Consider the following 14,313-nt stretch of genomic DNA (forward strand, 5'->3'; position numbering starts at 1 on the left):
TCGCTGCGCATCCGGAAGTTGCCGACGGGGCTCCATGCCGACGGAGCCGGGACGCCGGAACCTCAGCGGCGCGTACTGACCGTCACCGTGAATTTGGGGTTCCGGGCGACTTCCCGGGTGGGACCGACCAGCCGGTTCAGGGCCGGCTTGTACATCAAGTGGCTGTTCCAGACAGTCCACAGTTCACCACCCGGGCGCAGGACCCGGCCGGCATCCGCAAAGAGCTTCAGGGCAATTCCGGCATGCACGCTGGCGCCGATGTGGAACGGGGGATTCAGCACCACCAGGTCCTCGGACGCGTCCGGAAAACCGGCAAGGGCATCGCCGCGGCGCACCGTCACCCGGTTGCCGACACCATTGGCGGCGGCGGTGAGCTGCGCCGAGGACACCGCCGCAGCCGACTGGTCCGTGGCGGTGACCTGCAGCGCCGGACGCGTCAGGGCCAGATACGCGGCAATGGCGCCGGTTCCGCAGCCCAAATCAACAGCCCGCTCCGCGGAACGGGCACCGGCCAGCAGGGGCAGCAGGAACCGGGTGCCGATGTCCAGGGCGGGACCGGCGAAGGCGGCTCCGTGTGCCCACAGCTCCAGCGGCGCGGCCAAACCGACCTCGTGGCGCTGGGACACCGGAAAGCGCGCCGCCGGGCGAGCCTCCGGCGGCAGGGGAGCGGCTGCGGTCAGGATCCGCGACTTCTGCCGGCCCAGCCCCGCCGTCACCGAACCAAAGTAGCGGGCCAGCACATCATTCATGGCGGTGGACATGTGCTTGATGCGGCCCCCGGCGTAAACCGTCACTTCCGGGGAAGCATGGGCGGCGATCAGCCCGGCGATCTCCTCCAGCGCATCCAGCGAGCGCGGCAGGCGCAGCAGCACCAGCCGTGCGCCGTCGAGAAGTGCCGGTTCCAGGGCGTGGTGGCGGTAGGCGCCTTCCAGCCCGAGCTGCCGGGCGTTGCGGTCCAGGGCATGCTCGCCGCTGAGCGGATCCTGGTGCACCCGAAGGCCCGCCAGCCCGTGGTCCGCGGCGGCTCCGAGCGTCAGTGCGCCGTAGGCATCACCGATGACGACGACGGCGCCGCTTCCGTTGCGCTCCGGGCCGCCGGCCGCGGCGGCAGCGAGATCGGCGGCTGCGGTGTCGAGCAGGAGCCGGTCCGCGGCGTCCCATGCCTGCAGGTTCTCCGCTTCGATATCCGGGCGGCGGCTTAGGCGGGAGAAGTCAAAGGCCGCGGGGCCGGCCGGCTCCGGAGTTACGGGCTCCGGGGTTACATCAGTCAAGGTCGATCCATTTCGTTCCTAGGGGGACCGGGTCGGAGGCTCCGGCGGTCAGGGCGGCCAGCCGGGAATGGAAGGTTGCCAGGGCATCGGCGGTATCGGGCAGTGCAACGTGAAGCTGGGCACCGGCCGCGGAGTAGTCGGTGCCCAGGACGCTGACGCCGGCCGTGCGCAGGTCATTTTCCAGCCGGCCGGCGGCGGAATGTCCGGCCGGAATGCCGTACAGCTGCATCCTGCGCCGCCGGATCAGCCGGGCGGTGGCCAGCGCGGAGGACACCGACTCGGAATAGGCCCGTACCAGGCCGCCAGCCCCCAGCAGGATGCCGCCAAAATACCGTACGGTCACGGCGGCTGTGTCGCTGAGGTCGGCGGCGCCGTCGAACGTCTCGCGTTTGGTCAGGGCTTCGAGCATGGGAATGCCGGCGGTGCCGGAAGGCTCGCCGTCGTCGCTCGAGCGCTGCACGTTCCGGTCCGGGCCCAGGACAAAGGCACTGCAGTGGTGCCGGGCGTCATGGAACTCGCGGCGCAGGCCGGCCACCAGGGCGCGGGCGTCCTCCTCGGTCTCGACGCGGCGCAGGACGGTGATGAAGCGGGAACGCTTGATTTCCAGTTCATGCCGGTGTTCGCCGGCAATGGTGGTGTAGCGCCCCCTGGTTCCGCCCTGTCCATCCGTTCCGACCTGTTCATTCACTGCTCCAGTTTAGGCGCTGCCCGCCGGCGTTCCTTCCGTTGCCCCGGTGGCCTCCGCCGGCGCCTCCGCGGCCGGTGCGTGGCCCCCGCCGCACACGGTAGCCTTGGGCGCATGCTGAGAGTTGGACTGACCGGTGGAATTGCCGCGGGTAAATCGTTGGCCGCACGGACCCTGCAGGAGCTGGGGGCGCTGGTCATCGACGCCGACGCCCTGGCCCGGGAAGTGGTGGAGCCGGGCACTGACGGCCTTGCCGCCGTCGTCGACGCCTTTGGCCCCGGCATGCTCGACGCCGAGGGGCGGCTGGACCGGCCGGCGCTGGCCACCGTCGTGTTCTCCGATGAGGACAGGCGGAAGGTCCTGAACGGGATTGTCCATCCCCGGGTCCGGGCACGGGCTGCGGAGCTCGAGGAGGGCGCGGCACCGGAAGCGATCGTGGTCCATGACATTCCGCTGCTGGTGGAGACCGGTCAGCACCGTAATTTCGACTTTGTCCTGGTCATTGACGCGCCCGAGGAGGAACGGATCCGCCGGATGGCCGCGGACCGCGGGATGAGCGAGGAGGCTGCGCGTGCCCGCATTGCCGCGCAGGCCGGTGCGGCGGAGCGGGCTGCGGCCGCCGACGTCGTCCTCGTTAACGACGGCACGGCTGCGGAGCTGGTCGAGGCGGTCCGGGACCTGTGGCGGCGCCGCCTCGCCCCGCTGAACGAGAACATGCTGGCGGCCCGGGAATGAGTGTTCAGCCCTCAGCTAACCGGGAGCACTGCGGACCCGTCCTGTCCGCAGTGCGGAGTAGCGTTTAAGCATGAGTCTTGCGCAGGACATCAAAAGAGTTGTCGCCCCCTTCGAAGTCATCAGCGATTACTCGCCCGCCGGCGATCAGCCCACCGCCATTAAGGAACTCGCCGAACGCATCAAGGCCGGCGAAAAGGACGTGGTCCTCCTCGGTGCCACGGGTACCGGTAAGAGTGCGACGGCGGCATGGCTGGTGGAGCAGGTCCAGCGGCCCACGCTGGTGATGGTGCAGAACAAGACGCTGGCCGCCCAGCTGGCCAACGAGTTCCGCGAGCTGCTGCCCAACAATGCGGTCGAGTACTTTGTCTCGTACTACGACTACTACCAGCCCGAGGCCTACGTACCGCAGACGGATACCTTCATTGAGAAGGACTCCTCGATCAATGAGGAAGTGGAACGGCTGCGGCACTCCGCGACCAACGCCCTGCTGACCCGGCGCGACGTCATTGTGGTGGCAACCGTGTCCTGCATCTACGGCCTGGGCACCCCGGAAGAGTACATCGAGCAAATGGTGACCCTGCGCCGGGGGCAGCAGATGAACCGCGATGACCTGCTGCGCCGGTTCGTGGGGATGCAGTACGCCCGCAACGACATGGACTTCCACCGCGGGACCTTCCGGGTCCGGGGTGACACCGTGGAGATCATCCCGATGTATGAGGAAAACGCGCTGCGGATCGAGTTCTTCGGCGACGAGATCGAGAACATCTACACCCTGCACCCGCTGACCGGCGATGTCATCCGCGAGGAAGAGGAAATGTACGTCTTCCCGGCTTCCCACTATGTGGCGGGCGAGGACCGGATGCAGCGGGCCATCCGCAATATCGAAGATGAACTGCAGGTGCGCCTGGCCGAGCTGGAATCCCAGAACAAGCTGGTGGAGGCGCAGCGGCTGCGGATGCGCACCACCTATGACCTGGAAATGATGCAGCAGATGGGCTTCTGCAACGGCATCGAGAACTACTCCCGGCACATCGACGGCCGCGGTCCCGGCACCGCGCCGCACTGCCTGCTGGATTACTTCCCCGATGATTTCCTGCTGGTGGTGGATGAATCCCACGTCACCATTCCGCAGATCGGCGCCATGTATGAAGGCGACATGTCCCGCAAGCGCACCCTCGTGGACCACGGCTTCCGGCTGCCCTCGGCCATGGACAACCGGCCGCTGAAATGGGACGAGTTCCTGGAGCGGATTGGGCAGACCATCTACATGTCCGCCACGCCCGGAAAGTACGAGCTGTCCAAATCCGATGGCTACGTGGAGCAGATCATCCGTCCCACCGGGCTGGTGGATCCGCAGGTGATCGTCAAGCCGTCCAAGGGTCAGATCGATGACCTGCTGGGCGAGATCCGGACCCGCACCGAGCGCAACGAACGCGTCCTGGTGACAACGCTGACCAAGCGGATGGCCGAGGACCTCACCGGCTACCTGCTGGAGCACGGCGTCAAGGTGGAGTACCTGCACTCCGACGTTGACACCCTGCGCCGCGTGGAGCTGCTGCGCGAGCTGCGGATGGGCACCTTCGACGTGCTGGTGGGCATCAACCTGCTCCGTGAGGGCCTGGACCTTCCCGAGGTGTCGCTGGTGTCGATCCTCGACGCCGACAAGGAGGGCTTCCTGCGCTCCTCCACCTCGCTGATCCAGACCATCGGCCGTGCCGCCCGCAACGTCTCCGGCGAGGTGCACATGTACGCGGACCGGATCACCGACTCGATGGCGAAAGCCATTGACGAAACCAACCGCCGCCGCGACATCCAAATCGCGTACAACAAGAAGCACGGCGTGGATCCGCAGCCGCTGCGCAAGAAGATCGCCGACATCACCGATTCCCTGGCCCGGGAAGACGCGGACACCAAGGCGCTGCTGGCCGAAGCCGCGGAAAAGAAGAACCGCAAGACCACCGGAAAGGGCAAGGGCGGGATCCGCAAGGACGGCCTGGCCGCTGCTCCCGCAGAGGATTTGGCCGGGCTGATTGCGTCCATGACCGAGCAGATGCACGCGGCGGCTGCGGAGCTGCAGTTCGAGCTGGCCGCCCGGCTGCGCGACGAGGTGGGGGACCTGAAGAAGGAACTGCGGCAAATGCAGAACGCCGGGCACGCCTAAGAATCTCCGGCGGGGAGCCTAGGCGTCGATTACCAGATCTGTACGCGCGGTGGAGCAGCAGGGCAGAAACTTGCCGGCATCGATTTCCCGTGACCGGATGCCGCCCTGGTGGTTCATCTCGACGTCCCCGGACAGCTTGACGACCTTGCAGGAGCCGCACATTCCCTCCTTGCAGTTGGCGCCGATCCTCACGCCGGCACGCTGGGCCACTCCCAGGATGTGCTCGGCGGGGTCGATGCGCACGTTGATGCCGGTGCGCATGAAGGACAGGGTGAGGCTTCCCGTTCCCACGGTGTCGAAGCTCGAGGCATCGGGGGTCCCTTCCTCCGTCCCCGCGTCCGTCCCCGCGTCCGTGCTGCCTGCGGCGGCTTTGGCAGGAGGCCCGCCCGGATCGGCGGTTTCCAGCGGCAGCCCTGTGGACTTTCGGGTCCCCCCGGCGTCGTGGCCGGGCTCGTACAACCCAAAGGCGGCGGGTTGGCGTTCGTAGTAGTCCTCAGCGGAACCGGCAATTTCCTTGGTGATTCCCTCCGCGATGTCCACGGCGAATGCGAGCTCCGACCGGTACTCCAGCCTCGTCTGGCGGTCTCCGGAGAAAAACTCCATGTGGATTGAGGTGTCATCGACGCCGACCTTTCCGAGGAGTTCGGCGGCGGTGTTCAGATAGCTCTCGGGGCCGCAGGCGTACACCTGGCGGCCGTTGGCATCGGGGGCCACCTCATCCAGCATGGCCGCCGTGAGTCTTCCGGTGAGCCATTCCCACCCCTCGGGTTGGCTGCGGTCTCCCAGGGAGTAAAAGACCTTGATGCGCGAGTCCACGGAGGCGATGTAGGTCAACTCCAGATGAAAGGCAAAACCTCCGGCCGCCGCTCCGTGGTAGAGCACGATGACGTCGGACTGCCCGGGCAGGGAATGGATGGTCCGCACCATCGACATGATGGGGGTAATGCCCGCGCCTGCGGCCAGCAGGAGGTACCGGGCCCTCCGGTCGGCGTCGGGCAGGTGGAATGCTCCGACCGGTCCGAGCATTTCAAGGACGGTACCGGGTTTGACGTTTTCGTGCACCCACGGCGAGACCAGCCCCTGAGGATCACGTTTGACGGTGATATCGAAGGTCCACGGTTTGGTGGGCGAACTGGACAGCGAGTAGCTGCGGTCCACGGCCTCCTGGCCTTCACCGGTCACTGGAAAGGCGACGTTCACGTACTGGCCGGACCGGAACGCCAGAGGCGCGCCGTCGCAGCGGCGGAACACGAACGTCATCATGCCGCCCACCTCGGGAACCACCTCGACGCATTCAGCCATGAACTCCTGCGGATGCCAGGGACCCAAAGCGCGGGCGGCACCGGCGGCACCCCCCGTGCTGCCCATCACCCGGTTCCACGGCATCTCAAGACCGCGGATGCGCTGTGACTCCTGGACTGCCGCGACGGTGCCGAGTTCAATCATGCCAAGTGCTCCTGCACACGCTGCACGTACCAGTTAATGAACGCCTCAACCTGGTATTCGCTTTTCATGTAGGGGCCCGGTTCGTAGGCGGGGCTGCCGGCGCCCTTCTGGCACAGCTCCACGAACGCTTTGTCCTGCAGATTGGTCTGCTTCCAGGTGTGCGTGAGTTTCTCTACGTCGTAGTCGACGCCGTCCTCGGCGTCGTCGGCCACCAGCCAGGTGGTGCGCACCAGCGTCTGGTGTTCATTGACGGGAAAAACGGCGAACGTGATGACGTGGTCCCCGAGGAAATGGAACCAGCTGTTGGGCTGCAGGTGCATCGAGCAGCGGCCAAGCCGGAAGTCCCGCAAGTCGCCGAGCAGCTTCTTGGACAGCCGGCGCCCGTCAGGGGAGAACGATTCGCCGTCACCGTCGAGTGATTCCCGGGAGATGCGGATGCCCGCCACTCGGGTGTCAAGCTCCTCGACAACTTCGTAGGGAAGGCCGTAACGGCGGCAACGGTCCTCGAGCAGTGACTGTGCCTCCTTGTTGCGGTCCCACACCTCCTCGAGATGGTGCGGGACCAGGCCCTCCGTCAGTCCCCAGGTGGGAAAGAGGGAACAGGCGAGTTCCGGGTGGCCGTCGCAGTGGTAGCACTCACGGTTGTTCTCCATGACGAGCTTCCAGTTGCCCTCTTCGATGATGTTCTGCTGGTAAGCGATTTTCGTCTTCGACAGGTCATGGGGCGCGAGGTAGGGCTCGAAGATTTCTCCGGTTTCGTCGAAATCCGTCGGCGGTTCGTCCGCAATGCAGATGAAGATCAGTCCAGCGACTATGCGGCTGTGGGCGCGCTTGAGGCCAAAACAGCCCTTGTCGAACTCTGTTTCCCCGGGCGCCGAAGCATGGATCAAATTGCCGTCGGGGGAGTAGGTCCAGGAGTGGTAGCCGCAGACCAGGTTTCCCGTGGTACCCGCCGGTTCGGTCAGGACACGTGCGCCGCGGTGGCGGCACACGTTGTGCAGCACGTTCACGCCGCCGTCGTCGTTGTGCAGCACGATCAGGGAGTAGGGCCCGTAGTTGACCGTGACGTAGTCGCCCGGCTCAGGGAGCTCGGCGACGCTCGCGGCAAAGATCCAGTGTTGGCCGAAAATGGCCTGCATGTCGATGGTGAAGACCGTCGGGTCGGTGTAGAAGGGTGCGTCGAGGGAGTATCCCGAGCGCCGGAATTCGAATAAACCGGTGATTTCGGCCAACTGATCGGCACGCAGCGATGAGGCGGGCTTTCCTCGTGCGTTGAGGGGTGTGTTCACTGGAGCGGACATGTGTTTCCTCCCGGAAGAGCTGATCAGGGTGCGCTGAGGGGAGACCCGGGGCAGTCGGTTATCGAAACGTTGTAGTCCGAGACTAGAGACGGGTCATCTGCAGATAAAGCGCAACATCTTGGAGATATCAATGCACAATGGGTGCATGATCGATCCTCGGCTCATCACACTCCGGGTGTTTGCCGGTTGCGGCACCGTTGGCACCACCGCGGAGCTCACGGGTTATTCTCCCTCCGCCGTCTCGGCGCAACTGCGGGAGCTCCAACGCGTGCTCGGAATGCAGCTGTTGACGAAGGACGGCCGGGGCGTGCGGCTGACCTCCACGGGCCGGTTTCTTGTAGAGGGCTCGGACCGGCTCATTGCGGAATGGGAGAGCCTGCGCGCCTCGGCCCTGGCGGCCGGCGGCCAGGTGCAGACGCGTTTCGGCCTTGGCGGTTTCTCCACCGCGGCGGCCCGGCTGCTCGCTCCGCTGGCCGCCACTCTGCGCTCAACACACCCCTTGCTGGAGGTGCAGGTACTCGAGGCCAACCCGGCCCGCTGCTTCGATTTGCTGGTTGCCGAGCGAATCGATCTCGCAGTCATCGTGGCCATGCAGTCCCACAGCTATGTTGAGGACGATCCGCGCTTCGAGCAGATTGTTCTGCTCGACGATCCTCTGGACGTGATCATTTCCTCCGACCACCCGCTGGCAGCGCGGGAAGCCGTGACGCTTGAAGAACTGGCGTCGGAACCGTGGATCACTGACGCCGCCGGTTCCGCCTACCATTCCCTCTTCACGGCAGCCTTCACGGCAGTCGGGGTGACGCCGCGGATTGCCCATGAGGCCGTTGAATGGGAGACCCAGATCGCCTTTGTCAGTGCGGGGTTGGGTGTGGGCCTGCTGCCGAGGCTGGCGCCCCTGCATCACGGTGAAAACGTGGTTCGGCTGCACATTACCGGCCGCGGGAAGCCTTCACGGCGCATAGTCGCCGCGGTGCGCACGGGCAGCATCACGTCTCCCCTGATACAGGAGTCGCTCGGGATCCTGCAGTCCAGCGCGGATTGCATCCTCACCACCCGGCCCCAAGACAGTCTCTGATCAAGCAGCCCGCTTCAGCGGCACCCGGGGAAGCCGGGTGCCGCTGCGGCGGGCTGCTGCAATCGGACGGCTATTGACCGCCCGGATGCCGATGCCGGGGCTGGGTGGCTGGGATGCTGCCCGTGGGAGTCCGTCCCGGGCAGTCCGAGTCAGAGCACTTCTCGGCGCATTCGTGCTTTGTGACGAGGTCGAACTGCGCGCCGCCGTGCTGTTCCACGCCAGAGCGTATGGCCCGCTCGACGACGGATGTGGCCAGGCGGCGCCGCAGGGAAAGCGGATCGCGCCGCAGGTCCTTGGTGAGCGCAAAGCAGAGCAGCAGCATGACGATCATGAACGGCAGCGCTGCCACGATGGTGATGCGCTGCAGGCCCGCCAGGGCTTCCGATGGTTCATTTCCGCCGGCCAGCAGCATGACCGCCGCCACGGCGCCGGTAAGGCAGCCCCAGAAGATGACCACGCCGCGGCGGGGGTGCTCCGCACCGTTGGAGCTGAGCGACCCCATCACAATGGAGGCGGCGTCCGCGCCGGTGATGAAGAAGATGGCGACGAGGACCATGGCCAGCACAATAACGGCGCTAACAGCCCAGTCAGGCATGCTCAGGTTCTTGATCAAGTCAAAAAGCGCTCCGTCGAAGTTCACGGACGGAGTTCCGTCGACCATGGTGACCAGCCCGGGGGAGTTGGCCCCTTCGGCTTCCTGCTGGATGTGGAAGGCTGTCCCTCCAAAGATGCAGAACCAGATCACGCTGACCACGCTGGGTACCAGCAGCACGCCGGTTACGAACTGACGGATGGTGCGGCCGCGGCTGATGCGGGCAATGAAGAGGCCTACGAAAGGCGTCCAGGACAGCCACCAGGCCCAGTAGAAAATTGTCCAGCTGGTCATCCAGCTGCGCAGTGACTCATCGCCGACCGCTTCGGTCCGGGTCGACATTTCGGCCAGGTCGCGCGCGTAGTCTCCCACCGCGGAGGGGATCAGGTTGAGGATGAAAAGGGTGGGGCCGACGACGAAGACCACCAGCGCAAGGATGGCGGCCAGGACCATATTGATGTTGGAGAGCCACTGGATGCCGCGGCTAATGCCGGAGACGGCCGATGCGACGAAGCACAAGGTCAGGACGCCCACGATTGCCACGAGCACCGGCGTGCCGACTTGGCCGAACCAGCCGTTGGAGGTCATGCCGCTGCCGATTTGCAGGGCGCCCAGGCCCAATGATGCAGCGGTGCCAAACAGGGTGGCGAAAATGGCCAGGATGTTGATGAACTTTCCCAATGGCCCTTCCACCCTCCGGACGCCGAAAAGTGAGGTGAAGGCGACGGAGATCAGTTGCCGGCGTCCCAGGCGGTAGGTGCCGTAGGCCATGGCGATCCCCACGACGGCGTACATGGCCCACGGATGCAGGGTCCAGTGGAAGATCGACGTTGCCATGGCCGTCTGGATTGCTTCGGGCGTACTACCGTCCACCGTTCCGGGCGGGGGAGAGACGTAGTGATAAAGCGGTTCGGCCACGCCGTAGAACATGAGCCCGATGCCCATGCCGGCGGCGAACATCATCGCAACCCAGGAGACGGTTCGGAATTCGGGCCTCTCGCCGTCCTTGCCCAGCGGGATGTTGCCGAACTTGCCCAGGGCCAGCCACAGGACGAAGATCACGAAAAGTGATGCCATCAGCATGAAGAGCCAGCCGGTGTACTCCATCACCCAGTTGAGGGCGCCGGTGGAGGACAGGGACAGACTGTCGCGCCCTGCAAAACCCCAGATAACAAAGGCAATGGCGATGGCTCCGGTGATCCCGAAGGTAATCTTGTCGAGGGACAGCTTGTGATTGCGTCGATTTGCGGCTGTCTGCTCCGTCTTGGCGTGACGGAGGTCTTCGAGGATCTGTTCGTACTCGACGTCCGGGATGAGGAGTTCCTCTCCGTCCTCCGGATCGGGGACAGCGGAGGTTCCGTCTGCGTCACCGGGGACAGTAGTGACTGCCGTGCTCTTGCCCCCGTTCCGGGGTTCGTCGTGAAGTAAGCCGCCAGCCACCCCGTCATCGGCAGGCAGGTCCTCGGGCGTGTGGGATTTCTGGTCACTGTTGGAAGCCATGAGCGGATCCTTTGCTCGGTAAGGCAGGAGCCTGCGGTTAGATGCATGGCCGCCGGGAGTCGCCATCCGGAAGGTCCGGGGCCTGTCCGGTTGACAGTCATGATGTTTGCCGTTGGCGATGTGAACTTCGAGGTGCCCCCTTGTGGGGTGAGGGAATTCAGGACTGATATGGTGTGTTACCAGCTGTGTAACTGATATATCAATGCCTAATGACAAAAATGTCAAGGACTGCGTGTTACGGCGTGGAGAACAGAGGGAGGAATCGTGGACATGGCGCAGGCAGGCCAATCACCGGCGGAGACGGAAGCGCCGGTGGTTCCGCCGAGGCAGGACGGCGAATCCTTCGCTGACTACGCGTACCGGATGTTGTGCGACGAATTGATCGTCCTGGACATTAAACCGGGCGAACCCCTCAACGATGATGTGATTTCCCGTCGGCTCGGCGTTGGCAGGACGCCAATCCGCGAAGCTATGAAGCGGCTGGAGAATGACCATTTGGTGGTGGCTTACCCCCGGCGGGGAACGTTCGCCGCCGGCGTGGACATCAAGGATTTGGCTGAGATCTCCGAGATCCGGCAGCTTTTGGAACCGGCCGCAGCCGCACGGGCTGCGCGGTTTGCGTCCCCGCAGCTTCGGGAGGAACTTCGGGACTTTGCGCGTGAAGTGGGACAGCTGCTGCCCGGGATGACGTCGCAACGGGATCTCATGCGTCTGGACATGCGGGTTCACCGGATGATCTACCGGGCCACCGGAAGCAGGCACCTGGAGGACATCCTGGTTCGATACGACAACCTGGCAACAAGGATTTGGAGCCTGGTGATTGAAAAGCTCCCGCCGGTCTCCGAGCATATTGCCCAGCATGTTGAACTGCTCGAACGCATCGCGGATGGAGATTCCGAAGCCGCTGCACGGCTGACCACGCGGCACATCACCGATTTCGAGAACCTCATCAGGGCTGTGCTCTAGCGCGGGTCCGCTTCGCCCGCCACCCGGCGCCGCTCCATGGCGGCGGGATGCCATGGCCGGTGGGCTAGGCGCGGCCGGCGGGCTAGCCTCGGAGCCTGGTCATCGCGGGGTCGTAGAGCGGATCCGCGGTGACGGTGGCCGGGAAGCGGCGTCCGAAGTACTCGATCTCAACCGAGTCCCCCACGCTGACAGCAGCGGGAAGATATGCGTAGGCGATCGGCCTGCCCACGGTGTAGCCGTAGGCCGCACTGGTCACGTAGCCAACGGCCTGGTCCTTGTAGAACACCGGTTCCTTGCCCAGCACGATGCTCCGGCCGTCGTCGACCGTGAGACAGCGCAGGCGGCGGGTGGAATTCTCCTCGGAGCGGCCTTCCAGGGCGGCCTTCCCGACAAAGTCCTCCTTGGCCATCTTCACGGCGAACCCCAAGCCGGCTTCCAGGGGGTTGTGCTCGGTGGTCATGTCAGCGCCCCACGAGCGGTAGCCCTTTTCCAGCCGCAAAGAGCTAAAGGCAGCCCGGCCCGCGGCGATGACGCCGAAAGGCTGTCCGGCTTTCCAGAGGGCATCCCAGAGGCGCTGGCCATTGTCGGCGCTCGTGTACAGTTCCCAGCCCAGCTCTCCCACATAGGACAAGCGCAGTGCGGTCACGGTGACGCCGCCGACGACTGCCTGCTTGGCGCGGAAGTAGCGAAGACCGTCATTGGAAAAGTCGTCGCTGCTCACTGTGCTCATCAGGTCCCGGGCGAGCGGGCCCCACAGGCCGATGCAGCAGGTGCCGCCGGTCGTGTCGCGCACCTGCACCCAGTCGTCCGCGGTTCCGTTTTCGGTCTGGTGGCGTGCGGCCCGCTCAAAGTAAGCGGTGTCGATGTTTCCGTTGGCTCCGAGCTGGAAGGTGTCCTCGCTCAGCCTTGCCACGGTGATGTCACTCCGGATGCCGCCTGCCGTATCCAGCAGCAGGGTGTAGGTGACTGCGCCCGTTTTTTTCGCCATGTCGCCTGTGCTGAGTTCCTGCAGCAGCTTCAGTGCTCCCGGGCCCGAAATTTCCAGTCGCTTGAGCGGGGTCATGTCATACATGGCCACCGCGGTACGGGTCTTCCAGGCTTCAGCGGCGGCGATGGGCGAGCTGAACATCGCCGACCATGCGTCACGTGCCGGGGGCAGCCACTGCGCAGGCATCTCCTTCAACAGTTCCGCGTTGGCTTCAAACCAGTAAGGGCGCTCCCAACCTCCGGACTCCAGGAAATACGCCCCCAGGGCCTTGTGGCGGGCGTGGAAAGGGCTGACCCGAAGGTTGCGCGGGGACAGCTTGGGCTGGAGCGGGTGCAGGACATCATAGATTTCCACGAAGTTCTGCTGGGACGTTTCCCTCACGTACTCGGGGGTCAGCTGAACCTCTTCAAAACGGTGGATGTCACATTCACCCAGATCGATCTGGGACTTGCCGGTGGTCAGAAGCTCGGCAACAGCCCGGGCGATCCCCGCCGAGTGGGTCACCCAAACGGCTTCGGCCACGAAGAAGCCGTCGAGCTCCTTTGACTCGCCCACCAGAGCGCCGCCGTCGGGGGTGAAGGAGAAAATACCGTTGAAGCCATCTTCGATGTCGCATTCAGCCAGTGCCGGAAGCAGTTGCTTGGTGTCCTCCCAGGACGGGAGAAAGTCCTCCAAGGTGAAGTCCAGCCGCGAGGGCATGTTGCGGTCGCTGATGCTGCCGGCGTCGTAAGAGCCCAGGTCCGCAAGGTCCACGGGCATGGGGCGGTGCGCGTAAGAGCCGATGCCGTAGCGGTCGCCGTGTTCACGGTAATAGAGGTCCCGGTCCTGATGCCTCAGGATCGGCAGCGAAGCACCATTGGGAAGTTCGTTGCGACCCTTTAGCGCCGGCACCGGAGTGGTTTTGACGTACTGGTGGGCCAGGGGGATCAGGGGAACCATCATGCCAATCATTTCGCCGATCCTGGCGCCCCAGAAGCCTGCACAGGAGACCACTATGTCGGCGGGGATGACGCCTTCGGAGGTCTCGACACCAGTCACGCGGCGGTCAGACTGCTCAATGCCCGTGACCGCGGTGTTCCCCCGGTAGGTGACGCCTGCAGCCTCGGTGCGCCGAATCAGCAGCTGGACGGCCCGGGCCGCACGTGCCAGGCCGTCACTGGGGACATGGAGCCCGCCCAGGATGTCCTCCTCGTTCAGGAGCGGGTACAGCTCCCTGCATTCGGCGGGGGAGAGGATCCTTCCGTCGATTCCCCAGGATTCGGCGTATCCCAGCTTCCGTTTGAGATCCGCCAGGCGGGTCTCGGTGGTGGCGACTTCGAGGCCGCCGACCTGGTCGAAGCAGCTGATGCCGTCCTCGGTCAGGGACAGGAGCTTTTCGACGGTGTACCGGGCGAAGGCCGACATGGTTTTTGAAGGGTTTGTCTGGAACACGAGACCCGGGGCGTGCGAAGTGGAGCCCCCGGGCAGGTTGAGCGGCCCCTGGTCCACCACTGTGATGTTGTTCCAACCCCGGTCGACCAGTTCATCGGCCAGGTTCGTGCCGACAATCCCAGCTCCGATAATGACAATGCGTGGCGTCGATGCCATGTG

The 14,313-nt window shown here is 64.9% G+C and carries 10 protein-coding genes; 4 read left to right on the forward strand and 6 right to left on the reverse strand.

Annotated features, from left to right (window positions below; translation table 11 throughout):
• Nucleotides 1-62: 62 nt before the first annotated feature.
• Both AAE021_RS05590 and AAE021_RS05595 read right to left on the reverse strand, forming a co-directional pair.
• Entirely contained in the window at nt 63-1,271 is a 1,209-nt protein-coding gene (locus AAE021_RS05590) for a class I SAM-dependent methyltransferase (protein ID WP_342024629.1), read from the reverse strand.
• On the reverse strand, nt 1,264-1,959 hold the full coding sequence (locus AAE021_RS05595; protein WP_342024630.1) for a YigZ family protein: 696 nt from the start codon (nt 1,957-1,959) through the stop codon (nt 1,264-1,266). Before AAE021_RS05595 ends, AAE021_RS05590 begins: the two co-directional genes overlap by 8 nt.
• 111 nt (nt 1,960-2,070) lie before the next feature.
• On the opposite strand from AAE021_RS05595, the gene coaE reads away from it, so the two are divergent.
• Nucleotides 2,071-2,691: a dephospho-CoA kinase gene (coaE, locus tag AAE021_RS05600; RefSeq protein WP_342024631.1), complete on the forward strand. Its 621-nt coding sequence runs from the start codon at nt 2,071-2,073 to the stop codon at nt 2,689-2,691.
• A gap of 70 nt (nt 2,692-2,761) precedes the next feature.
• Nucleotides 2,762-4,852: an excinuclease ABC subunit UvrB gene (gene uvrB / locus AAE021_RS05605; protein WP_342024632.1), complete on the forward strand. Its 2,091-nt coding sequence runs from the start codon at nt 2,762-2,764 to the stop codon at nt 4,850-4,852.
• Nucleotides 4,853-4,870: 18 nt separating this feature from the next.
• On the opposite strand, the gene AAE021_RS05610 is transcribed toward uvrB, so the two are convergent.
• Complete coding sequence (locus AAE021_RS05610) at nt 4,871-6,298, reverse strand: ferredoxin reductase (protein WP_342024633.1); 1,428 nt, start codon at nt 6,296-6,298, stop codon at nt 4,871-4,873.
• Entirely contained in the window at nt 6,295-7,599 is a 1,305-nt protein-coding gene (locus AAE021_RS05615) for an aromatic ring-hydroxylating dioxygenase subunit alpha (protein ID WP_342024634.1), read from the reverse strand. Before AAE021_RS05615 ends, AAE021_RS05610 begins: the two co-directional genes overlap by 4 nt.
• 145 nt (nt 7,600-7,744) lie before the next feature.
• On the opposite strand from AAE021_RS05615, the gene AAE021_RS05620 reads away from it, so the two are divergent.
• Nucleotides 7,745-8,677 (forward strand): LysR family transcriptional regulator, encoded by a 933-nt coding sequence (locus AAE021_RS05620; protein WP_342024635.1) that lies wholly within the window; start codon nt 7,745-7,747, stop codon nt 8,675-8,677.
• Between the two features lie 70 nt (nt 8,678-8,747).
• On the opposite strand, the gene AAE021_RS05625 is transcribed toward AAE021_RS05620, so the two are convergent.
• Nucleotides 8,748-10,769 (reverse strand): BCCT family transporter, encoded by a 2,022-nt coding sequence (locus AAE021_RS05625; protein WP_342024636.1) that lies wholly within the window; start codon nt 10,767-10,769, stop codon nt 8,748-8,750.
• Nucleotides 10,770-11,132: 363 nt separating this feature from the next.
• Here AAE021_RS05625 and AAE021_RS05630 point away from each other — a divergent pair, with 363 nt between their 5' ends.
• Nucleotides 11,133-11,735 (forward strand): GntR family transcriptional regulator, encoded by a 603-nt coding sequence (locus AAE021_RS05630; protein ID WP_425362470.1) that lies wholly within the window; start codon nt 11,133-11,135, stop codon nt 11,733-11,735.
• An 82-nt stretch (nt 11,736-11,817) separates the two neighbouring features.
• Here the strand turns inward: AAE021_RS05630 and AAE021_RS05635 are convergent, their stop codons facing one another.
• A complete protein-coding gene (locus AAE021_RS05635; RefSeq protein WP_342024638.1) occupies nt 11,818-14,310 on the reverse strand; it encodes a GcvT family protein in 2,493 nt (830 codons plus the stop codon).
• Nucleotides 14,311-14,313: the final 3 nt, after the last annotated feature.

It is taken from the genome of Arthrobacter citreus (assembly GCF_038405225.1).
In the GTDB taxonomy this organism is placed as follows: domain Bacteria; phylum Actinomycetota; class Actinomycetes; order Actinomycetales; family Micrococcaceae; genus Arthrobacter_B; species Arthrobacter_B citreus_A.